The 20,515-nt window shown below is 63.5% G+C and carries 19 protein-coding genes; 5 read left to right on the forward strand and 14 right to left on the reverse strand.

Annotated elements, in window-relative coordinates:
* Positions 1-7: 7 nt before the first annotated feature.
* The 6 genes from P0M12_RS28720 to P0M12_RS28745 form a co-directional block, all read right to left on the reverse strand.
* Positions 8-1,129 carry an MFS transporter gene (locus P0M12_RS28720; protein ID WP_037126830.1) on the reverse strand — a complete coding sequence of 374 codons (1,122 nt, stop codon included), beginning with the start codon at positions 1,127-1,129 and terminating at the stop codon, positions 8-10.
* 68 nt (positions 1,130-1,197) lie between these two features.
* Positions 1,198-1,347, reverse strand: coding sequence for a hypothetical protein (locus P0M12_RS28725; RefSeq protein ID WP_007732248.1), 150 nt, complete (start codon positions 1,345-1,347; stop codon positions 1,198-1,200).
* Positions 1,344-1,958 (reverse strand): imidazoleglycerol-phosphate dehydratase HisB, encoded by a 615-nt coding sequence (gene hisB, locus P0M12_RS28730; RefSeq protein ID WP_003942383.1) that lies wholly within the window; start codon positions 1,956-1,958, stop codon positions 1,344-1,346. Before hisB ends, P0M12_RS28725 begins: the two co-directional genes overlap by 4 nt.
* Positions 1,955-3,097, reverse strand: coding sequence for a histidinol-phosphate transaminase (locus tag P0M12_RS28735; protein WP_030537067.1), 1,143 nt, complete (start codon positions 3,095-3,097; stop codon positions 1,955-1,957). Before P0M12_RS28735 ends, hisB begins: the two co-directional genes overlap by 4 nt.
* Positions 3,094-4,416 (reverse strand): histidinol dehydrogenase, encoded by a 1,323-nt coding sequence (gene hisD / locus P0M12_RS28740; protein WP_020908000.1) that lies wholly within the window; start codon positions 4,414-4,416, stop codon positions 3,094-3,096. The genes P0M12_RS28735 and hisD overlap by 4 nt, the downstream gene beginning before the upstream one ends.
* Positions 4,417-4,569: 153 nt before the next feature.
* On the reverse strand, positions 4,570-5,115 hold the full coding sequence (locus tag P0M12_RS28745; RefSeq protein ID WP_007732256.1) for a hypothetical protein: 546 nt from the start codon (positions 5,113-5,115) through the stop codon (positions 4,570-4,572).
* 70 nt (positions 5,116-5,185) lie between these two features.
* Between P0M12_RS28745 and P0M12_RS28750 the strand changes: the two genes are divergently transcribed.
* From P0M12_RS28750 to P0M12_RS28760, 3 genes are all read left to right on the forward strand, one after another.
* Complete coding sequence (locus P0M12_RS28750; RefSeq protein ID WP_030537068.1) at positions 5,186-8,440, forward strand: arabinosyltransferase domain-containing protein; 3,255 nt, start codon at positions 5,186-5,188, stop codon at positions 8,438-8,440.
* A 140-nt stretch (positions 8,441-8,580) separates the two neighbouring features.
* Complete coding sequence (locus P0M12_RS28755; protein WP_082920640.1) at positions 8,581-9,834, forward strand: family 1 glycosylhydrolase; 1,254 nt, start codon at positions 8,581-8,583, stop codon at positions 9,832-9,834.
* Between the two features lie 46 nt (positions 9,835-9,880).
* The gene (locus P0M12_RS28760; RefSeq protein ID WP_030537070.1) at positions 9,881-10,330 is read left to right on the forward strand and encodes a hypothetical protein; all 450 of its coding nucleotides are present in this window, start codon (positions 9,881-9,883) and stop codon (positions 10,328-10,330) included.
* Here the strand turns inward: P0M12_RS28760 and P0M12_RS28765 are convergent.
* Positions 10,308-11,111 carry a helix-turn-helix transcriptional regulator gene (locus tag P0M12_RS28765; RefSeq protein WP_030537071.1) on the reverse strand — a complete coding sequence of 268 codons (804 nt, stop codon included), beginning with the start codon at positions 11,109-11,111 and terminating at the stop codon, positions 10,308-10,310. The two genes, P0M12_RS28760 and P0M12_RS28765, sit on opposite strands and share 23 nt — an antisense overlap.
* A 92-nt stretch (positions 11,112-11,203) precedes the next feature.
* Here P0M12_RS28765 and P0M12_RS28770 point away from each other — a divergent pair, with 92 nt between their 5' ends.
* On the forward strand, positions 11,204-12,007 hold the full coding sequence (locus P0M12_RS28770; protein ID WP_230587605.1) for a sulfite exporter TauE/SafE family protein: 804 nt from the start codon (positions 11,204-11,206) through the stop codon (positions 12,005-12,007).
* Here the strand turns inward: P0M12_RS28770 and P0M12_RS28775 are convergent.
* Entirely contained in the window at positions 12,004-12,609 is a 606-nt protein-coding gene (locus P0M12_RS28775; protein WP_030537073.1) for a dihydrofolate reductase family protein, read from the reverse strand. The two genes, P0M12_RS28770 and P0M12_RS28775, sit on opposite strands and share 4 nt — an antisense overlap.
* A complete protein-coding gene (locus P0M12_RS28780) occupies positions 12,603-13,259 on the reverse strand; it encodes a nitroreductase family protein (protein ID WP_003942413.1) in 657 nt (218 codons plus the stop codon). The genes P0M12_RS28775 and P0M12_RS28780 overlap by 7 nt, the downstream gene beginning before the upstream one ends.
* Positions 13,260-13,369: 110 nt before the next feature.
* On the opposite strand from P0M12_RS28780, the gene P0M12_RS28785 reads away from it, so the two are divergent.
* Entirely contained in the window at positions 13,370-13,999 is a 630-nt protein-coding gene (locus P0M12_RS28785; protein ID WP_030537074.1) for a LysE family transporter, read from the forward strand.
* A 21-nt stretch (positions 14,000-14,020) separates the two neighbouring features.
* On the opposite strand, the gene P0M12_RS28790 is transcribed toward P0M12_RS28785, so the two are convergent.
* The 5 genes from P0M12_RS28790 to P0M12_RS28810 all read right to left on the reverse strand — a co-directional run bounded on the left by P0M12_RS28790 (position 14,021) and on the right by P0M12_RS28810 (position 20,496).
* Positions 14,021-14,692, reverse strand: coding sequence for a DUF1345 domain-containing protein (locus P0M12_RS28790; RefSeq protein ID WP_030537075.1), 672 nt, complete (start codon positions 14,690-14,692; stop codon positions 14,021-14,023).
* Between the two features lie 53 nt (positions 14,693-14,745).
* Entirely contained in the window at positions 14,746-16,065 is a 1,320-nt protein-coding gene (locus P0M12_RS28795) for a lipase family protein (RefSeq protein ID WP_030537076.1), read from the reverse strand.
* Between the two features lie 20 nt (positions 16,066-16,085).
* A complete protein-coding gene (locus tag P0M12_RS28800; protein WP_030537077.1) occupies positions 16,086-17,417 on the reverse strand; it encodes a cyclopropane-fatty-acyl-phospholipid synthase family protein in 1,332 nt (443 codons plus the stop codon).
* Between the two features lie 127 nt (positions 17,418-17,544).
* Complete coding sequence (locus P0M12_RS28805; protein ID WP_030537078.1) at positions 17,545-19,101, reverse strand: aminotransferase class V-fold PLP-dependent enzyme; 1,557 nt, start codon at positions 19,099-19,101, stop codon at positions 17,545-17,547.
* Positions 19,102-19,104: 3 nt separating this feature from the next.
* The gene (locus tag P0M12_RS28810; protein ID WP_192712925.1) at positions 19,105-20,496 is read right to left on the reverse strand and encodes an MFS transporter; all 1,392 of its coding nucleotides are present in this window, start codon (positions 20,494-20,496) and stop codon (positions 19,105-19,107) included.
* Between the last annotated feature and the right edge of the window lie 19 nt (positions 20,497-20,515).

Consider the following 20,515-nt stretch of genomic DNA (forward strand, 5'->3'; position numbering starts at 1 on the left):
CCCAACTCTATCGGGCAACCCTGCTGCCGATCACTTTGCCGCCCGCGGCCAGTGCCGGGAGGAGCGCGACAACTACCGCGGAGACCGCGAACACCCATGCGTAGCCGGCAGTCGTGGCCACGAATCCCAACGCCAGTGCACCGATTCCGGTGCCGGCGTCGTAGCCGATGTTCCAGATCGCGCTGGCGGATCCGAGTTGCCTCGGGCCGGCAGCCTGAAACGCCATGACCAAGGATTCGTTCTGCACCGCCCCGAACCCCAGCCCGAAAAGGACCGCCGCGCAGAACAAGACCGGCGTCGACCCGCCGTCGACGTTGATCGCGAGCAGCACCAATCCGATGGTCGACGACGCCAATGCCGGCGCGAGTGTCCGACCACTGCCGAGACGATCGGCGATCAGGCCCGCCGAGTACCGGCCGACCAACATCGACCCACTGGCGGTCGCCAACACCACTCCAGCAACGGCCGCACGCTCCGAGATTGCGATCGGCAGTAGAGACGACAATCCGCCGAACGAGGCGGACACACACGCCAGAGCGAGCACCGGAACCAAGACGGCGAACACACTCAGTCGAACGGATTCCCCGGTCGGCTGGGCGAAGATCTTCGGCAACCCGGCAATGGCCACCAGCGCGAGCGCCGGGATCAGCGCACCGAGGACGAACACCGGTGTCGCCGACCACCGTTCCATGATCGCAAGCCCCAGCGGAAGCGCCGCCATTTGTGACGCTGCGATCGCGATTCCCTGGGCACCGGTGGCACGGCCCAGAATTCGTTTGGGCGCCAACTCCGCCACCAGTGCACTGCCGGCCACCGTCAGCATGCCGAAACCGATGCCACGCACCGCGGAAACCGCCAGGACAGGGCCGGCGTCGGCCGAGATCAACAGCACCAACGACGGTGGGCCGAGGAGCAAACACCCGACTGCCAGCACGCGCCGGTAGCCCTGCGTCCGCAACAACCGAGGCACGAGCAGTTGCGTCAAGACCGTGGCCGCCATGAAGACACCGGTCACCGATCCGGCTAGCGCATCCGATCCGCCGGACTGCGCAACCAGCAACGGCACCACCGGCAACAGCAACGACCAGCCACCGAAAGCTGTTGCCGCCATGATCAGGACACCGATCATACCCGGAGTGCGAAACAACCCCGGTGATGGAACAGGATCTTGCGTCTCAGACACAGTCACTTTTCGCGTCACAGACGCAGTGCGCCCGCTACCGCCGCCAGAACCGCCAACGCCAGAAGGATTCCCGACGCAAGCTTGTTGACCTTGAACATCGAGTAGGCGCCACCCACGGCAATTCCCGCACCGATGAACAGCAGATAGGTGAAGAGGACGCTCACAGTGTGCCCTTCGTCGACGGCACGCCGCTCACGCGCGGATCCGGCTCGACCGCCTCACGCAGAGCTCGCGCAACGGCCTTGTACTCCGCCTCGGTGATGTGGTGCTGATCGCGGCCGTACAGAACCCGAACGTGCAGTGCAATACGTGCATTCAATGCGATCGACTCGAACACGTGGCGGTTGATCACCGCGTGATACGGAACGCCCGGGTACCCGCCGATGACGGAATGCACCATGTAGTCGGGCTCCCCGGTGTGCACGCAGTAAGGGCGACCGGAGACGTCGACCGACGCGTGCGCCAGCGTTTCGTCCATCGGGATGAAAGCGTCGCCGAAACGACGGATGCCCTTCTTGTCGCCGAGTGCCTGGCCGAGCGCCTGGCCGAAGACGATCGCGGTGTCCTCGACGGTGTGGTGGGCGTCGATCTCGACGTCGCCCTTCGCCTTGACGTCGAGATCGAAGCTGGCGTGAGTACCCAACGCGTTGAGCATGTGGTCGAAGAACGGAACGCCGGTGGAGACGTCGACGATGCCGGTCCCGTCCAGATTCAGTTCGACGACGATGCTTGATTCCCGAGTTGTTCGTTCGATCCGCGCGATGCGATCGCTCATGCCGTCTCTCCTGAATTCGTGTCGACCAGCTGGGTGCCTGCGATTTCGTCACTGGCCTTGATGAACGCGTCGTTCTCGGATTCGAGTCCCACGGTGGCCCGCAGATATCCGGGGATGCCGATGTCGCGGATGAGAACCCCGCGGTCGAGGTATTCCTTCCACGCCTGTGCACTGTCGGTGAACTGACCGAACAAGATGAAGTTCGCGTCACTGGGAATCACTCGGAAACCGTTGTCCGCCAGCGCCTTCGACACTCGATCGCGCTCGGCGGACAAGGCGTGCACACTGCCGAGGGTCTCGTCGGCGTGACGCAGGGCGGCACGTGCCGCCGCTTGCGTGACCACCGAGAGGTGATACGGCAAGCGCACCAACAACAGTGCGTCGATGAACGCGGGAGCGGCGGCGAGGTAGCCGAGTCGGCCACCGGCAAACGCGAAAGCCTTGCTCATGGTGCGGGTCACAACCAGCTTGGCCGGGAACTCGTCGATCAGCGTCATCGCGCTGGGGGCAGCGGAGAACTCCGCGTACGCCTCGTCGACGATCACGATGCCCGGCGCCACGTCGAGGATGCGTCGCAGTTCCGCAATGCCGACGCTGTGTCCGGTCGGGTTGTTGGGGCTGGTCACGAACACGACGTCGGGTCGACGTTCCGCAATCACGGTGACGGCAGCATCCACGTCGAGTGCGAAGTCGTCCCGACGGAAGACCTCGACCCACTCGGTATCGGTACCGTCGGCGATGATCGGGTGCATCGAGTACGAAGGCACAAAACCCATCGCGCTACGTCCCGGACCTGCGAACGCCTGAAGAAGTTGCTGCAGAATCTCGTTCGATCCGTTTGCCGCCCACAGATTGTCGACGGTGACCGGTACACCTGTCTGCTTCGCCAGGTACGCCGCCAGATCCGTCCGCAACGCCACAGCGTCACGGTCGGGGTAGCGGTGCAGTTCCTTCGCGGCTTCGCGCACGGATTCGGCCACATCGTCGATGAGCGCCTGGGTCGGCGGATGCGGGTTCTCGTTCGTGTTGAGCTGAACCGGAACCGTCAACTGCGGTGCGCCGTACGCCGACTTTCCACGCAGGTTCTCGCGAATCGGCAGGGCGTCGACCGAAATCGACTCTCCAGGAGCACTACTCATCGCAGAGCCTCGAATCGCAGACGCACAGCCTCGCCGTGAGCCGGCAGATCCTCCGCATTGGCCAGCGTGATGACATGTCCGGCAACGTCTTTCAGTGCAGACTCGGAGTAGTCGATCACGTGGATTCCACGAAGGAACGTCTGCACACTCAGACCGGAGGAGTGGCGTGCACACCCGGCCGTCGGCAGAACGTGGTTGGAGCCGGCGCAGTAGTCGCCGAGACTGACCGGCGCCCACGGGCCGACGAACACGGCACCAGCGCTGGTGACCTGAGCTGCCACCCCGGTTGCATCCTCGGTCTGGATCTCGAGGTGCTCTGCCGCATACGCATTGACGACGCGCAGACCAGCGGAAACATCAGAAACGAGCACCGTGCCCGACTGGCTGCCGGTCAGTGCCGTGGTGACGCGCTCGCGATGCTTGGTGATCTCGAGCTGCGCAGCCAGAGCCTTGTCGACCGCGTCGGCCAATTCGACGCTGGTCGTGACAAGAACGCTGGCGGCCATCACGTCGTGCTCGGCCTGACTGATGAGGTCGGCGGCAACGTGGACCGGGTCAGCGGTGTGGTCGGCGAGGATCGCGATCTCGGTGGGACCGGCTTCCGCGTCGATGCCGACCAGTCCGCGGCACAGACGCTTGGCGGCAGTGACATAGATGTTGCCGGGACCGGTGATGAGGTCGACCGGGACAAGCTCGGTTCCATCGGTGTCGGTTCCGCCGTAGGTAAGGAGGGCGACGCCCTGCCCGCCGCCGACGGCCCACACCTCATCGACGCCGAGCATGGCTGCGGCGGCAAGAATGGTCGGGTGCGGCAATCCGCCGAAGTCGGCTTGGGGCGGCGAGGCGACAACAAGCGATCCGACGCCGGCCGTCTGAGCCGGCACGACGTTCATGACAACGCTGGACGGGTACACGGCATTGCCGCCGGGCACGTACAGCCCGACGCGCTCGACCGGAACCCAACGCTCGGTGACCGTGCCACCCGGAACGACCTCGGTGACGGTGTCCTTGCGACGCTGATCGGCGTGCACCTTACGGGTGCGCTCGATCGCAACCTCGAGGGCTTCCTTGACTGCGGGGTCGAGTTCACGAAGTGCGCGCTCGAGCTCGGCTGCTGGTACACGAACCGAAGCCGGACGAACGCCGTCGAACTTCTCGCCGAATTCGAGGGCGGCTTCTGCCCCGCGATCACGGACGGCTTCGACCATCGGGCGAACCTGATGCAGTACCGCGTCCACATCCACTCCACCTCGGGGAAGCGCGGCGCGAAGTTCGGCCGTGGATGGGGTACGACCACGCAGGTCGGTGCGGGCAAGCATGAGAGTTCCTCTCGTACGCAAACGGGGTGCCTGTGCAAGCGGCAGCAAACCGGTCCGGCATCACAGGCCCTGAACAGCGCGCCTGAAACACAGAACTGATGTCAATTATCCAGGATAGGCGCACCCCGTTTTTCACCGGTCCACCTGCAACGCTCACTGCAGGTCCGGCGCCCGCCGCCGGGCGAGTTCGATCAGCTCGTCCCTTCGAGGTGTTGCCACCGAGATTTCACGGCCGTCATGCAGACGAAAGCGGACCCCGTCGCCGGGAGATGCGAGAATTACCCGCATACCTGGGCCGGTCATTCGATAACCGATTCCGGAGCCCATCCCGATATGTACTGCAGTGGCAGACACAACTTCGTCCCACCGAAATACCTGACGCAGCCCCGGAGACAGCGCGATCGACACTCGTTCGACGTCTGTGGTGATGATCACGCGCACCTTCCACATGTACGCGGCCAACCCGAAGGACAGGACCGCGGACAACACGGCGCCGACGTAGCCCGCCGAGTCGCGATCCACGATTGCCGCGAACCCGCAGACAATTACCAGGACAATTCCGAGGACGACGCACAATGCGACCGCCGACCGCCGCAGTAGTGGGCTCAGGGGAATGGACTCGTGAAATTCGCGCACAGCACCCCCCGCCTCGATCGCCGACAACCCCACCCCGAGGAATGACACCGGGAACACGACCATCCCATTACTCGCGCTTTTATAACAAACACGTCACGCACAGCTAGGGTCCAAAGTCGTGACAGACAGTGACGTGGCCACGACCGCACCTCCGGCCTTGCCGACCCCTCAGCGATCCAGCGGACCGAACCGAGCACGGATCGTTGCGATTGTCGCATCGATCCTCGGCATAGTTTTGTGCGGATCAGTGCCGTTCCTGCCGATCGAGCAGGACACCGCCGCCGTCAACTGGCCGCAGGCCGGGTCGACGACAAGCGTCGAGGCGCCATTGGTCTCGTACACACCGTTGCGCATGGAGGCATCGATTCCGTGCGCGTCGATCAGTGAGTTGGCCGCCACCGGCGGAACGCTCGTCTCGACTGCTCCCCCGGGTGCCGCCGATGCGCGCCGCTACGGATTTGTTGCCACTGTCTCCCCCGAATCCTCCGACGCTCCCGCTCGGGTCGACGTTGTCCTACGCGATCGAGTGTTGCTCTCGACACCCGTCGCTGATCTGCCGAGTGGATGCGCACTCACGCTCGCCGCCGAGCCGACCCGAACCACCTTCAGTGCCACCGGTTCCGAACCGCGCGTCATCGAGGGCGACAGCCGGCCACAGGTAGTCGGCGTCTTCAGCGACCTCGATTCGGCGGCAGCCGGTTTGAACGTCTCGATCGAGGCGGACTCTCGCTTCACGTCGAGCCCGTCGGTGATCAAGACTCTCGCCATGATTCTCGGGGCACTCACGGCTGTCGTGTCCCTCTTCGCGCTGCACCGCCTCGACAACCGCGACGGCCGGGGCACACGCAAATTTCTGCCCGCCCGATGGTGGAAGTTCACCGTCCTCGACGGGGTCGTCGTCGGAACGCTGGTGCTGTGGCACTTCATCGGCGCTACCACCACCGACGACGGCTACCAGTTCACGATGGCAAGAGCCTCCGAGCAATCGGGCTACATGTCCAACTACTTCCGGTGGTTCGCGGTCCCCGAAACCCCGTTCGGAACGCCGTATTACAACATCCTCGGACTCCTGGCCCACGTCAGCACCGCAAGCCCCTGGGTCCGTCTGCCTGCTCTGTTGGCAGGCATCATCACCTGGCTCGTCATCAGCCGGGAGGTTGCGCCTCGGCTGGGCGCCGCCATTCGCGGAAATCGACTCGCCCTCTGGACCGGCGCGCTTGTCTTCCTCGCTTTCTGGCTTCCGTTCAACAACGGACTGCGCCCCGAACCGATCGTTGCCCTCGGCGTGCTGCTGACCTGGTGCTCGATCGAACGCGCCGTCGCGACGAGACGACTTCTGCCGGTCGCAGTCGCGATCCTGATCGCCGGATTCACCTTGACTGCCGGCCCTTCCGGCCTCATCTGCTTTGCCGCACTCATCGCCGGAATACGCCCGATCATGCGCATCATCATCGAACGTGCGCGCACCACCGGTTACGTCGCGGCTGTCGGGCCACTGCTAGCTGCCGGACTCTCGATTCTCATCCCCGCGTTCGGCGATCAAAGTCTGGCCGCCGTCATCGAGATGCAACGCGTCCACTCGATCTCACCGAATCAGCCCTGGTTCGACGAGTACCTCCGCTATCAGTACCTCTTCAACATCTCCGTCGACGGTTCCCTGACTCGCAGATTCGGTGTGTTCGTCATGGTTCTGTGCCTTGGCGTCTGCACCGCGATGATGCTGCGCAAGGGGGGCCGGATTCCCGGTTTGGCCGCCGGCCCGTCACGCCGCGTCGTGGGGCTGACGATCGGCGCACTGCCACTGCTGATGTTCTCGCCGACCAAGTGGACGCACCACTTCGGAATCTTTGCCGGACTCACCGCCGTTCTGGCGATGATGACGGCCGTCGCCGTGGGAACAAAACTCCTGCGCTCGCCGCGCAATCGGGCCCTCTTCGCGGCGGCCGTCCTGTTCCTCCTCGCGGTGGCATTCACCGGCAGCAACAGCTACTACTACGTGTCCAGCTACAGCGTTCCGTGGTGGGACAAGCCTGTGTCCATCAGCGGACTCGGCGCGAGCACCGTCCTCCTCGGGCTGACGGTGCTGATGCTCGGCGTCGCCGCGTGGTACTTCTTCCGTGAGCCGTACACCGCGGGGAAGGAACCGTCCGCGAAGCACGCTCGACTGCTTGCCATCTCGCCACTGACGGTTGCCGCAGGTGCCATGGTCCTCTTTGAGGTGCTGTCCATGGCCAAGGGCGCGGTCACCCAGTACCCGGCCTATTCGGTGGGCCGTGCAAACGTCGACGCCGTTCTCGGCCAACACTGCGGACTCGCCAACGACGTTCTGCTCGAGACCGATCCGAACGCCTCGATGCTGACGCCCCTCTCGGGCAGCGTCGCCACAGGACTGTCCGCCGGTGGGGCTACGGGATTCGATCCGAATGGCGTCGCCTCCGACCTTCGAGCAGACAAGGAAGCCACGGCTACCGGCGGCGCGAACACCGTCGACACCTCCGAGGACACCGCCGGCAACTCGGCCGGAACCGGCGGTGGCGCCGGACAGACCGGAGTCAACGGCAGTTCGGTCGCGTTGCCGTTCGGTCTCGACCCGGCGACAACACCCGTCATGGGTAGTTACGGTCAGCCCTCCCCCGGCACTCTGACCAGTGACTGGTACCAACTCCCCGACGTGGGCGAGAACGCCACACGTGGCGACATCATCTCGATTGCCGCGGCTGGTCGTGTTCGGTCCGTCGACAAGGACGGAATCGTCACCTACGGCCAGAACGTCGAGGTCGAGTACGGCACAGCGCGTGGCGTCGACGATGCCGAAACAGACGCTGTCGAAACACTCGGAAAGATCGCGCCCCTCGACATCGGCCCGGCGCCGTCATGGCGGAACCTGCGTGTGCCGTTGGATCAGATTCCCGTCGAAGCCAACAGCATTCGACTGGTCGTCAGCGACTACGACAGCAAGCCCGACCAATGGGTGGCCGTCACCCCGCCGCGGGTTCCGAAGACCCAGAAGCTCAACGACGTCGTCGGTTCACAGGCGCCCGTCATGCTGGATTGGGCTGTCGGACTGGCATTCCCATGCCAACGCCCCTTCGATCATCGGGTCGGTGTCGCCGAGGTCCCCGAGTATCGGATCCTTCCCGACCATTCCGGCGCGCTCGTGACCAGTGCCTGGCAGGACCACTACGGTGGTGGACCGTTGGGGTGGATCGATCTGCTCCTGACCGCTCAGACCATTCCGTCGTATCTCGACAACGACTGGGCTCGCGACTGGGGTTCGATCGAGAAGTACACACCGATCGATCCGAGTGCAGTACCTGCCCAGGTCGACGAAACGACCGTTCAGCGCTCCGGGACGTGGAACCCGGGATCGATGACCATGGTTTTCTGAGCGGAATTTCTGAGCGGCTGGGTCACTGAGTGACACGGTCCTGCCGCGGGCGGATCGGACGAAACGCCTGCGACTGGACACTTGTATGACTTAGTCTCCCAGGCATGGGAGCCCTGTCACGGTCTATTGCGCCTGCGCTGATGGCACTGACGTGCCTGTTCGGGGTGCTGGCCCTTCCCGCTCACGCCTCGGCTGAGGTACCGGATGACTTCCTCTGGGGCGTTGCCACCTCCGGGTTCCAATCGGAAGGTTCGTCGCCGGACAGCAACTGGTCTCGATACTCCGATTCCGGACGAACCCACGACAAGATCGGTGACTCGGTCGACTTCCGTCATCGCTACGCCGAGGACATCGACCGGGCGGCCGATCTGGGATCGAAGGTTTTCCGATTCGGCGTCGAGTGGGCGCGAGTTCAGCCCGCCGCCGGGAGCTGGAACGAGACCGAATTCGCCTACTACGACGACGTGGTAGCTCACATCCGCGCGCGGGGCATGACTCCGATGATCACACTCGACCACTGGGTGTATCCGGGATGGGTTGTCGATCAAGGCGGCTGGACAAATCCGAAGACGGAAGCCGATTGGCTGGTCAACGCAGAGAAGGTAGTCGAGCGGTACTCCGGAATCGGGGCGCTCTGGATCACGATCAACGAGCCGACTGTGTACGTTCAGCGCGAATTGACCTACGGCGGAATCGCACTCACCCAGGCGCCGTCGATGTTCGACTCATTGGTCCGAGTCCACCGGGCGATCTACGACCGCATCCATGTTCTCGATCCCGGTGCCCGCGTAAGCAGTAATTTCTCCTTCATTCCCGGCGTGTCCGAGGCGATCGATTCGGTATTCACGGATCGAGTGCGCGACAAGCTCGACTTTCTCGGCATCGACTACTACTACGGTGTGGCCCTGAACAATCCGACTGCCGCGTACGCCGCACTCGACGAGTTCTACAACGTCACGCCGCAGCCCGAAGGCCTGTACGACGCATTGATGCGGTACTCGGGCAAGTACCCGGAACTCCCCCTCTACATCGTCGAGAACGGCATGCCCACCGACAACGGAGCGCCGCGCGCCGACGGATACACACGCGCGAATCACTTACGCGATCACATCTATTGGATGGAACGCGCCCGAGAAGACGGTGCCGACGTGATCGGCTACAACTACTGGTCCATCACCGACAACTACGAATGGGGTTCGTACCGACCTCGATTCGGCCTCTACACGGTCGATGTTCTCGGCGATCCCACTGCGGCGCGAATCCCGACCGACGGCGTCGACGCCTACCGCCGGATCATTCACGAGAACGGCGTCGGGGCCGACTACGTGCCCGTCATGGCCCCGGCTTTCTGCTCGCTCGTCGATCCTCCCCGCAGCTGTACGGCTACTCGATGAGGGCCGTTTTCCGAAATTCCTCCACTCCTCGTCGTTAGGATGTCCCATGCGAACACTGCGAAATATCGCCGGAACTGCCGCTGCCACCGCTGTCCTGATCCTGGTTGCCGGAGGCGCTGCGACGGCAGCCCCGAACCCGGCCGATTCACCCCGCGAGGCGCAAGCACGCGCCTACATCGACGCCCTCGTCTCCCATGACGCCTCCGATGTTCATTTCGCCCCGGATGCGACCCGCGTCGAAGCCGGACTCAAGACGGGGTTCTCCGGACCACAGATGTCCGCCGACCTCGAACACGGCATCCAATACCGCGTTATCCAGGGCGTCCGAGACCTCGAGATGTCAGAGGCCGGGGACACCGTCTCGACCACCTACCTGCTGGACGCGGGAATCGGCGGCACTCGCCTCATGACCGTGGAGATTCGTGAAACCTTCGAAGTCCGTGACGGTCTCATCCACGACGTCGTCGCCGACATCATCCCGGTGTCTGTGTCGTGACGCGCGCCCGATAGCTACTGGGCGGTGCACCCGAGACTCGGGTGCACATCGCCGCGAAGGCAGCCGGCGTCGAGTATCCGAGTTCAGACGCAACGGCCGTCACACTGGCCCCGGCAGAAAGTTTCGGAAGCGCGTGAAGAATGCAGGCACGCTGCATCCACGACGACGCGCTCATCCCCGTTTCCGAGATCAGCAAGCGGTGCAGTGTCCGTTCACTGACGTGGAGTCGGTCAGCCCACCGCGTGGGCGAGTCATGGATCGACGGGGCTGCGAGATACTGCGCGCACAACGCCCGCAATCCCGGGTGCCGAGGCAGCGGGAGTTCCACAGGTAGGGGCGCAAGATCGCGAAGTTCGTGCAGGATCAGCTGAAATACCGCGGCGCTGCGTCCGTGTGCGGGTAAGTCGTCCTCCACATTCAGCTCGACATCCATGTCGACTGCAGCGACAAGTAACTCACGCAGGAGCGACGATACTGCGACGACTCGGCACCTGACCGGGAACCACGGCGCTGCGGACGGTTCGATGTAGAGGCTTCGCGTGCTGACGCCGTCCATTGTCACGGCATGAGCGACACCGGCGGGAATCATGACCGCATTGGACGGCAGAACCGTCCACTCACCGTCTTCGGTTTCGACGTTCATCGCACCGTTCACAGCGAAGAGAAACTGGGCTCGTCGATGTTCGTGGGCGGCCAGCACGTGACCGGGTGGGTAGTCGGTTCCGAGTGCGAGAACACCGCGGGGTGAGTGATCGACGTCGTTGATCGAGATGTTGCGCACCGGAGGAACCTACCGAGTCCGTGTCTGATTGACAATGGAACCTGGCGAACCTTCGAATGTGCGCCAGCGGAGAAATCGCTACCGTTCATCAAGTGCTTCACTACGCCCTCATCCTTCTCGCTTTCGGCGCCTTGACCGGAGTCACCACCGTTCTGTTCGGATTCGGTGGCGGGTTTGTCACTGTCCCAGTCGTTTACGCTGCATCGACGCTGAGGCCGGACGTCATCGATCCGATGCATGTCGCCGTAGCATCCTCGGCGGCCGTGATGGTGGTCAATTCACTCGGTGCCACAGTCGCATTCAGGAAGTCAGGACGGCTTCGGACGGAGTACATCAGACCTCTGATCGGCCCCGTCGCACTCGGAGCCGGGCTCGGAGCGGTTGCGGCGGGCCACGTAGACGACGGCGTCGTCCGGATTCTGTTTGTGCTCTACCTGCTGGTGACAATCCTGGACAGTCTTCTGCGACAAGGGTTTCTGACACCATCTGAACCTCGCGAACATCTTGACCGTCACGGCGTCCGCGCTGTCGGGATAGGCATCGGTGCCGTCGCAAGTTTCCTCGGAGTCGGCGGGAGCGTCATGACGGTTCCGATGATGCGACGCCGCGGAGTTCCGATGGCCGACGCCGCCGCGAGCGCCAACCCGTTGAGCTTGCCTGTCGCCGTCGTCGCGACTGCGGTGTATGCGGTCTCATCAGGGCACAGTTCAGCCTCGGATCTGTCGGCGGGCAGAGTCGGCGCTGTCGACCTTCTGGCCGTCTGTGCACTACTCGCCGGTTCCCTACCGGCGATCGCGCTGAGCCGACGAATCGTCGGTGCCATACCGGACCGAGTCCATGCCGCCACCTACATCGCTCTACTCGGCGTCGTCACGGCAGTGATGGTGATTGCTTAGCGAACGGCGTATCGCAGATAGATGACGCCGCCGTCGAAGGTTTTCTCCTCGAGCAGTTGCAGATCAAGCCGGCTTTCCGGGAGAGCTCGCAATCCGCCACCGATATTGACCGGACACAGGAACAGTCTGACTTCATCGACCAAACCCGCCGCGAAAGCACTAACCGCAACCGTCGGTCCACCGATCGAGATATCTTGTACCGCTTCACTCTCGAGCAAACGGATGAAGTCTTCATCGAAGCTCGGGACAATCCTGGTACGTGCGGTCGACACCTCGTTCAGCGTCGTGGAGTACACGATCTTGTCGATTCCACGCCAGATCTGTGCGAACTCGGCGGTCGCCGCCTCGATACCGGCAAACTCGCCCGGAGCCGAAGGTCCTCCTGCCACCGAAGAACGCTCGAGATCCTCGGACGCCATTGTTTCCCAGGGAATCATCGTCTCGTACATCCGGCGCCCGAGCAGGTACGTGCCGACTCCCCTCTCTAGCTCGTTGACGAACGCGTGGACCTGCGCGTCGGGAACCGCCCAGTCGAAGTTCCCCTGCTCATCGGCCACATACCCGTCGATCGAGCAGATCGCCGAGTAGATCAGGCTCACCATCGGTCCACGTGCAGCACGTTGTCGACCGGTTCACGGGCGGCGGGTTTGAACGTCTCGCCGGTGAAGTACGCCGTCGGGATGAGCGCAGCCTGATGGAATCCGGCCGGAATGCCCAGCAGCTCGGCAACTTCCGCTTCACGCTGCAAATGCAATGTCGTCCACGCCGTACCGAGCCCACGTGCCCGCGCGGCCAGCGCGTAACTCCACGCAGCCGGGAGTAGCGAACCCCACAGGCCGGCTTGGTTCCCCTCCGGCAGCGTCTTGCCCGCCTTGATACACGGAATGAGAAGGACCGGCACCTCACCCATGTGCTCACCGAGCCACGCGACGCTGGTGCCCACGCGTTGTTGAATCGGCGCGCGATCGGGATCATCGGCGAAGAGTTTTGCCGCCGAACCGTGAGAGGCAAGGTACTCGTCGGTGACTTCCTTGTAGATCTGCCCGACTGCTGCACGCAGTGCCGGATCGGTCACCACCATCCACTGCCAGCCCTGGCGATTCGAACCGGAGGGCGCTTGCAGGGCGATCTGGAGGCATTCCTTCACCAGGTCCAACGGCACGGGACGGGTCAGATCCAGACGCTTTCGAACGGTCCGCGTTGTGGTCAGCAATTCGTCGGGTGTCAGGTCGAGTACGGGATACGACGTCATCCCCCGATCATTGCACTGTCGCGAGCAGTGAGCAGGACTGTCCGTCTACACTTTTCTGATCCCGTGCGTGCTCGTTGTCGGGAGTATTTCCCGATCAAAGGACTTTCGACATGAGTTGGCACGTCTGGTTGGCGTTCTTCGGAGCAAGTTGGGTGATCAGCCTGTCGCCGGGGGCCGGCGCCATTGCGTCGATGTCGTCGGGACTTGCCTACGGCTTGCGACGCGGATACTGGAACATCTTCGGGCTGCAGTTGGGATTGTTGCTGCAGATCGGAATTGTCGCGGCGGGGGTCGGTGCAATTCTCGCCAGTTCGACCGTGGCCTTTTCCTTGATCAAGTGGTTCGGTGTCGCATACCTCGTCTACCTGGGGATCAGGCAGTGGCGATCGGCGCCCACCGAGGTGGAGACCGACGAGGCAGCCGCGAGCCACTCCGGTCCGAGGATGATGCTTCGCGGATTTCTCGTGAACGCGAGCAATCCGAAGGCCGTCGTTTTCATGCTCGCAGTGCTCCCGCAGTTCTTGGACCCGTCGGCGCCGCTGCTGCCGCAGTATCTGATCATCGCCGCCACGATGTGCGCAGTCGACGTGATCGTGATGACCGGATACACCGGCCTGGCCGCCCGGGTACTCACCTTGATGCGCTCCCCCAAACAGCAGCGAACCACCAATCGAGTGTTCGCCGGCCTGTTCTTCGGAGCCGCCGGCTTCCTCTCGAGCATCGGGCGTGCAGCGGCTTGATCGGTAACACGGCTCGAGAGATCACAGGCCCGCAATCAAGTTGACGACGGACGCCACGATCACCGAACCGAACAGGTACGACAGCAATGCGTGGCCGAGTGCCATCGCGCGCATGTCCGACGACTTCAAGTTGGTGTCGGAAATCGCGAAGCTCATCCCGACCGTGTACGCCACGTAGGCGAAATCGCTGTACCTCGGCGGTTCTTCCTGATTGAAATCGATTCCGCCGTCGGGGCCGGAGTAGTACAGCCGTGCATATCCGAGGGCGAAGAGCGTGTGGACCGCCAGCCACGAGATCACGACGCTGCCGACTGCAACCGATGCCGCCACTACTTGGTAGTGATGTCCGTCGGGTGCCGCCAGGAGCAGGAACGCGATACCGACCAGGCTAGCGACGGCGGCACCGAGAATCAGCAGGTGCGCGACGTTTCGGGCCGGCTCTTCGCGCGTTGCGTGGCTTGCGGTGAGCGTCGCGTCGAAGGGCCAGACCAGAATCCACGTCCACACCGTGAACACCATCGCCGCCACATCCCAGCCGATCAGAAACGCGAATCGGGGGTAGCCGACCAACGCCGTGACGACACCGGCGGCCACACCGAGCAGCAGACCCGTCGACACTCTCAGCGCCGGCCCGGCACCCAGGGCGCTCCGTGGAACCGGGTTGATCGGAAGGTCGTGCGGTCGATCGTTCACGGGCTCAGTCAACCACTGTTCGAAGTGAGACGGTGGTTACGTGACACGGCGACTCAGGCGTTGCACGCACCGACTATCGGCTTGCCATTGAATCTGTCCAGCACGTACTGCAATCCGACGCCGAAATCCGCTACGGCCGGCGCGAGGTGGTTGTTGCCGCTCCCCGGATTCACCGCAGGCAAGGTGTCGGTGAACAACGTCGCCTCGGCCCCGCGCGCGCACCAGTCCTGAACCAGGCGCCGGGTTTGCTCGAACGGGATGAAATCGTCGTTGAGCGCTCCGTTGACCAGAATCGGCGAGGCCGGGGTTCGCCACCCGATGCGTTGTTCCTCGATCACCTGTTGGATCTCCGGTACCGATTCCACCACGTCGGCGAGTGGTCGTCCGTCTGTGGTCCACGACGCCGTCGACTGCTTCCCGTACTTGGTTCGGGAATCGATGAGGCATTGCCCGGCGACGTCGGCGAGCACGGACCGGCCGTAGTCGTTGAGTCGAGATTCGATTGGCTCTCGGGCGGCGGGATAGCGGTCGAGGACGCCGTTGATCGTGTAACCGATCGCGGCCATCAGGCCGGTACCGTCGATATGACGCAGAACGCTTGCCAGGTCTGCCGGGGGCGCGCTCGCGTAACTCCCGACCAGATTCAACTCAGGCGCGTATTCGGGTGCCAGTTCGGTTGCAGCGGCAGTGGCGCCGCCGCCCTGCGAGTGGCCCCACAGCGCTATCGGATCGTCCTCTCCTGCCCGCGCGAGGGCTCGGGCAGCGCGCGCACCGTCCAACATCGCATGGGCTTCCTCGGCGCGATTGACGTAGGTATGGACGCCGGGTGTTCCGAGTCCGATGTAGTCGGTGACGAATACACGAACGCCCTGGGTGAGGAAAGCGAAAGCAAAAGCTGACTCGTAGTTGACACCGACACTGTCCACACCGGCACCGTAGTTCGACGGATTCCCGGGTTCCGCCAGGCGGAGCTGACCGGCAGTGGGAAACATCCTCGACGGCGCGCACTGATCACCTTGGCCCTGCGTACCCGGACCGATCACCACCGTCGGGCGGGGGCCCGCTCCTGACCACGGGGCAGCCGGCTCCAGGTACGAGCCCGACACAGCAACCTTGGATCCGTGGGTGTCGGTACTCGAATACAGGATCCGGGTCCCCACACCAGGCACTCCGCCGACGGCACCGGCCAGAGCCAGCGGTTCCGTCCGAATCACCGAACCCGGATCACCGACGTCGCCCGGAATCGCATCGTAGAAATCGTTCACAGGTTCGGCGTTCGACATCGGTGTGAACAGCAGCGAGGTCGGCAACAGCGCTGATACCGCAACGGCCGAAATCGTCAGTGCCGCGAGGACAACCTTCCGGGTGCTCATGGAAATCCAACGTATAGGCCTCAGTCGACGCGCGGACCGGTTTCGATCTGCGGGACTTCAATCGATCGATACCAACTGTCACGCGAGCGGGCCATGCCGCTGGCCCCCCGAGCCCCTGGTTTCACGGCCAGAACCTGATGAATCGTAAGCCTGTGCGGCTCCTCGAAACCCAGGGCACTGGCAGCGAGATACAGCAACCAGGTACGCACCCGGGGAGCACCGACCTGTAAGACCGATGCGTCCCAGTTCTCGCGAAGGTTCTGCACCCATGCGCGCAGTGTCAGTGCGTAATGCTCGCGCAACGCTTCGCTGTCACGCGTCTCGAAACCCGAAAGTTCCAGCGCATCAATGGTTTTACTCAACGGAAGGATCTCACCGTCCGGGAAGATGTACCTGTCGATGAAGCTGGGACCGTCATCGACGTTGTCCGACAACGACTTCACCGCGGCGATGGCATGATTGAGCAGACGACCCCGCGGCACGAGCAGGTCGTAGAGTTTTGCCGTGTACACCGGCAAATTGACCAGGCCCACGTGCTCGGACATGCCGATGCTCGAAATCGCGTCGTAAGGGCCATCGTCGATGTCGCGGTAGTCCTGCACCCGAATCTCGATGCGATCGGTCAAACCCGCGTCGGCAACTCGCCCCTTGGCGTATTCGACCTGCTCGTTGCTCAGCGAGACTCCGACGACGTCGACGCCGTAGTTCTGGGCGGCGTGCAATGCCATCGATCCCCAACCGCAGCCGACGTCGAGCAGTCGCATTCCCGGCTTCAGATCGAGCTTGCGGCAAATCAAGTCCAGCTTCGCGTACTGAGCAGCTTCGAGGGATTCGACACCTTCCGGCCAGTATCCGCACGAATAAACCATGCTCGGCCCGAGGAACAGTTCGTAGAAGCGATTCCCGACGTCGTAGTGATGGGAGACAGTCGCCGAATCGCGTGATCTACTGTGCCGCTTGCCTCGCTTACTACGCATCTCGATCGCCGGGGGTGACGGTGGTGGACCCACCGCCCCCAAGCCGGCGAAAGTACCGGCGGCGCGAACAATCGAGCGCAGCGGCAACGTCGACAAACGATTCTCACCGAGCCGCGTGACCAGTTCCGGGACGTCGAGGAGCGCGAAGATGTCGCCGTCTACGTCCAGATCGCCGGAAACGTACGCCCTCGCCAGCCCTAATTCGTTGGCAGAGTAGAGGACCCGCCGTAGGGCACGCCGATTCCGGAAGTGAACCTGCGCAGCGGCGTCCGGTGGCCCTGCCTCCGAACCGTCCCAACATCGCACGCGAACCGGAAGCGGAACCCCGATCACTTCCTCGAACACCGTCAAAATCTTGGCCGCGGCACCAGTCACTGATCAACCCTCCGACAAAAGATGGTTAGCCGATGACAGAAAACTTACGCCCGATTCGCGAATCTTTCGCGCCATTTGTCCGAGTTTTGGACAGTGTTCATCGCGGTTTCGGTATTCATCGCCGAGTTCAGGGCTCCACCATTCCGGCGAGGAATTCCACCAGCAGTCTCTTCGTGACCTCACGTGGCAGCGATTCCACTGCCGCGAGGACGGCCGCCATGTCCAAGGGAGAATCGGAAGAGCCCCGAGGATCCAGCCCCGCCGACGTCAACGCTGCCGCGACGGCGTCACTGGGCAACGCAAGAACATCGGCGACGGTGACATCGCCACGTTCGAATGCTCCGGCCAACTCTGCCAGGGCCGGCGGCGCCTCGGCTGCCGCCGAGCCGCGAACGTCGTCGGCACCGAGGACGAGTGCGCTGGTCAACTCGCCGAGCACAGATTCCGTCACCGGGGTGACGGTGAGGTGGGTTGTTCGAGGCAACGTCGTCCCGTCAGGTTGCGTCGACGCCGGCTGCCCTTGAAGGACGAAGCCGCGAGCACCGACAGCGCTCACCCAGCGATGCGGATCCACTCGCCGTTCGAGCGGCACGGAATCGTCGGTAGCGACCGCGAACAGTGGTCCCACCGGCGAGCCCACGACGCGAAGACCCTCGATTGCCTCGACCGTGCCGATCAGTGCACGAGTGGCCCGCTGCGCCCGGGACACCAATTCGGCGTACCCGGATTGCCCGAGGACTTGCGAAATCGCCCAAGCACCGGCAAGAGCAGCAACGGATTTGGAACCGAGAAGCGTGGGATTGACCACCGGGTACCCCGGCCAGTCCGTGAGTCCGAAATACTGCTTGCGATGCAGATCTCGCCCTCGGTGCAGCAGGACCGAAACGCCTTTGGGCGAGTATCCGTACTTGTGGAAATCGACGGACATGCTGGTGACCCCGGGCACCCGGAAATCCCAGGGTGGCAGATCACCCCACCACGGCAACGCAAGCCCACCGATGCAGGCGTCGACATGCAGTGGAATCGAATGTGCACGAGCAACTTCCGCGACATCGGCGATCGGGTCGAGCGCCGCGAACGGGTAGCTGGGCGCGGAGACGACGATCAAGACCGTGTCTTTCCGAACTGCCGTCGCAATATCTTGTGCGGCGACGCGCCCCGACGTGGGATCTACGGGTACCAGGATCAGTTCCAGTCCGAGCAGGTGAGCTGCCTTGTGGAAAGCGGCATGCGCGGTGGTCGGAAGAACCAGCGAACCCTCACCCGGCGGGAGCCCACGGAAGTCGCGAGCTGCCTTGACGGCCAACACACAACTCTCCGTTCCGCCGCTGGTGACATTGCCGACGACTACGCCTCCGGCGTCTGTATCTGCGGCTGGTTCTGAAGCTCCATGGAGGAACTCGCGTGCGAACGCAACCAACTCACGCTCCATCACCGCGGTGGACGGGAACACCGTCGGGTCGAGACCGTTGACCGGCTGAACCAATCGAGCTGCGTCCGCTGCCAACTCGTCGAGCGCTGCGAGGCCGCTGTCGTACACGTACGACAGAACCCGGCCTCCGTGCGTCGGAGCGTCCTGCTCACGAAGCGAACGCAGCCGAGTCAAGATGTCGGCCGCCCTCTTCTCGAGGTTTGCGCTCTCGACGATCTTGCCCTGAAGTTCCTCGGCCCGAGTGGAACTCATCGTTCACCTTTCGTTCTCGTGAGTGGATTCTTGTTCGGTGCGGTAATTCCGCAATACGACCAGGCTGATCGCAACCAGGATCGCCGGCACGACCGCGAAGCCGAGGGCAATTCCGGTCAGCGCCGATTCCGGTTGCACGACAGTCTCGCCCGCAGTTTTCGAGACGAATCCGGTGACCGCGAGTACACCCAAGAACACCGCGGGTCCCAGGGCAAGGCCTGCGGTTTCCGCGGCGGTCCAGATACCACTGAGCGAACCACCGCGTTGGCGCCCACCGATTCGCGCGTCGTCCTCGATGACGTCCGGAAGCATCGCCAGCGGGAACACCTGCATGCCGGCGTAGCCGACGCCGGCAAGCGCGACGGCACCGTAGATCCACGAACCCGCGTCGACAGCCGCAAGCGTCAACAACGCCGTGGCGACGACGAACAGAACCGAAGACACCACGTAACCGCGAAGCTTTCCGTACCGATGCGAGAACCGGTACCACAGCGGCATGACGACGAGAGCTGGTCCGACGAGTGCAACGAACAGACCGGTGAGCGCACCTTCGTTGCCCATCACATAGGTCGCCAGATATTGCGCACCCGCCAACATCACGGCGGTGGCAAGAGCTTGGAGCACGAAGACGCTGCCCAGCAATCGGAAAGCGCGGGTACGTCGTATCGCGTCGAACCCGTCCCGGTACTGCGAGAGCAACGAGCCGACCGGCGCGTCCGCGTGAGTCACCGTGTGGCGCGCGGCTCCGCGAACTGCCCAGATCATTGCCCCGCACATCAGCGCCGACACCCCGATCGCCATGACCAGATAACCGCGTGCTCCGCCCCCGGCAGCATCGCGGAGCTCGGGTCCGCCGGCGCCGATGACCAGAATTGTCAGGGCCAACACCGCAATTCGAACCGATACCAACCGAGTGCGCTCGTGGTAATCGCCGGTCAACTCGGTCGGCAACGCGATATATGGAACCTGAAAGAGGCTGTAGGCACTCGCCGCGAGCAGGAAGAAGACGAGCACCCACATCGCCCCGACTCCGGGGCCGGCCGACACCGGGGCCGAGAACGTGAGAATGAAGAGCAACGGCAGTCCCAGAGCGCCTGCGAGCATGAGTGGCACTCGCGTACCGGTTCGATGAGAGCTTCGGTCGCTGATCGACCCGATCAGCGGATCGATCAGGACGTCGGCGATTTTCGGGACAATGACCACAAGCGACGCGAGCGCCGCGGCAACGCCGAGCGTGTCGGTCAGGTAGTACGCCAGTACCAGACCTGGCAGAACACCGAATCCACCCGTACCGACACTTCCCGCTGCGTATCCGGCCACCACACCACGCGAAAGCCTGTCAGGCGATCTACCTTCACGAAGACGTACCGGTTTGTCTGTAGTCACCGTCCACACACTAATGTCACGACTCCGT

The organism is Rhodococcus sp. RCBS9, from assembly GCF_029457415.1.
In the GTDB taxonomy this organism is placed as follows: domain Bacteria; phylum Actinomycetota; class Actinomycetes; order Mycobacteriales; family Mycobacteriaceae; genus Rhodococcus_F; species Rhodococcus_F qingshengii.

Bases quoted from the DNA above. Each gene is read 5' to 3' on its own strand.
- P0M12_RS28720 (WP_037126830.1), bottom strand. From the start codon at position 1,129: ATGATCGGTGTCCTGATCATGGCGGCAACAGCTTTCGGTGGCTGGTCG.
- hisB (WP_003942383.1), bottom strand. From the start codon at position 1,958: ATGAGCGATCGCATCGCGCGGATCGAACGAACAACTCGGGAATCAAGC.
- P0M12_RS28735 (WP_030537067.1), bottom strand. From the start codon at position 3,097: ATGAGTAGTGCTCCTGGAGAGTCGATTTCGGTCGACGCCCTGCCGATT.
- hisD (WP_020908000.1), bottom strand. From the start codon at position 4,416: ATGCTTGCCCGCACCGACCTGCGTGGTCGTACCCCATCCACGGCCGAA.
- P0M12_RS28745 (WP_007732256.1), bottom strand. From the start codon at position 5,115: ATGGTCGTGTTCCCGGTGTCATTCCTCGGGGTGGGGTTGTCGGCGATC.
- P0M12_RS28755 (WP_082920640.1), top strand. From the start codon at position 8,581: ATGGCACTGACGTGCCTGTTCGGGGTGCTGGCCCTTCCCGCTCACGCC.
- P0M12_RS28760 (WP_030537070.1), top strand. From the start codon at position 9,881: ATGCGAACACTGCGAAATATCGCCGGAACTGCCGCTGCCACCGCTGTC.
- P0M12_RS28775 (WP_030537073.1), bottom strand. From the start codon at position 12,609: ATGGTGAGCCTGATCTACTCGGCGATCTGCTCGATCGACGGGTATGTG.
- P0M12_RS28780 (WP_003942413.1), bottom strand. From the start codon at position 13,259: ATGACGTCGTATCCCGTACTCGACCTGACACCCGACGAATTGCTGACC.
- P0M12_RS28785 (WP_030537074.1), top strand. From the start codon at position 13,370: ATGAGTTGGCACGTCTGGTTGGCGTTCTTCGGAGCAAGTTGGGTGATC.
- P0M12_RS28795 (WP_030537076.1), bottom strand. From the start codon at position 16,065: ATGAGCACCCGGAAGGTTGTCCTCGCGGCACTGACGATTTCGGCCGTT.
- P0M12_RS28805 (WP_030537078.1), bottom strand. From the start codon at position 19,101: ATGAGTTCCACTCGGGCCGAGGAACTTCAGGGCAAGATCGTCGAGAGC.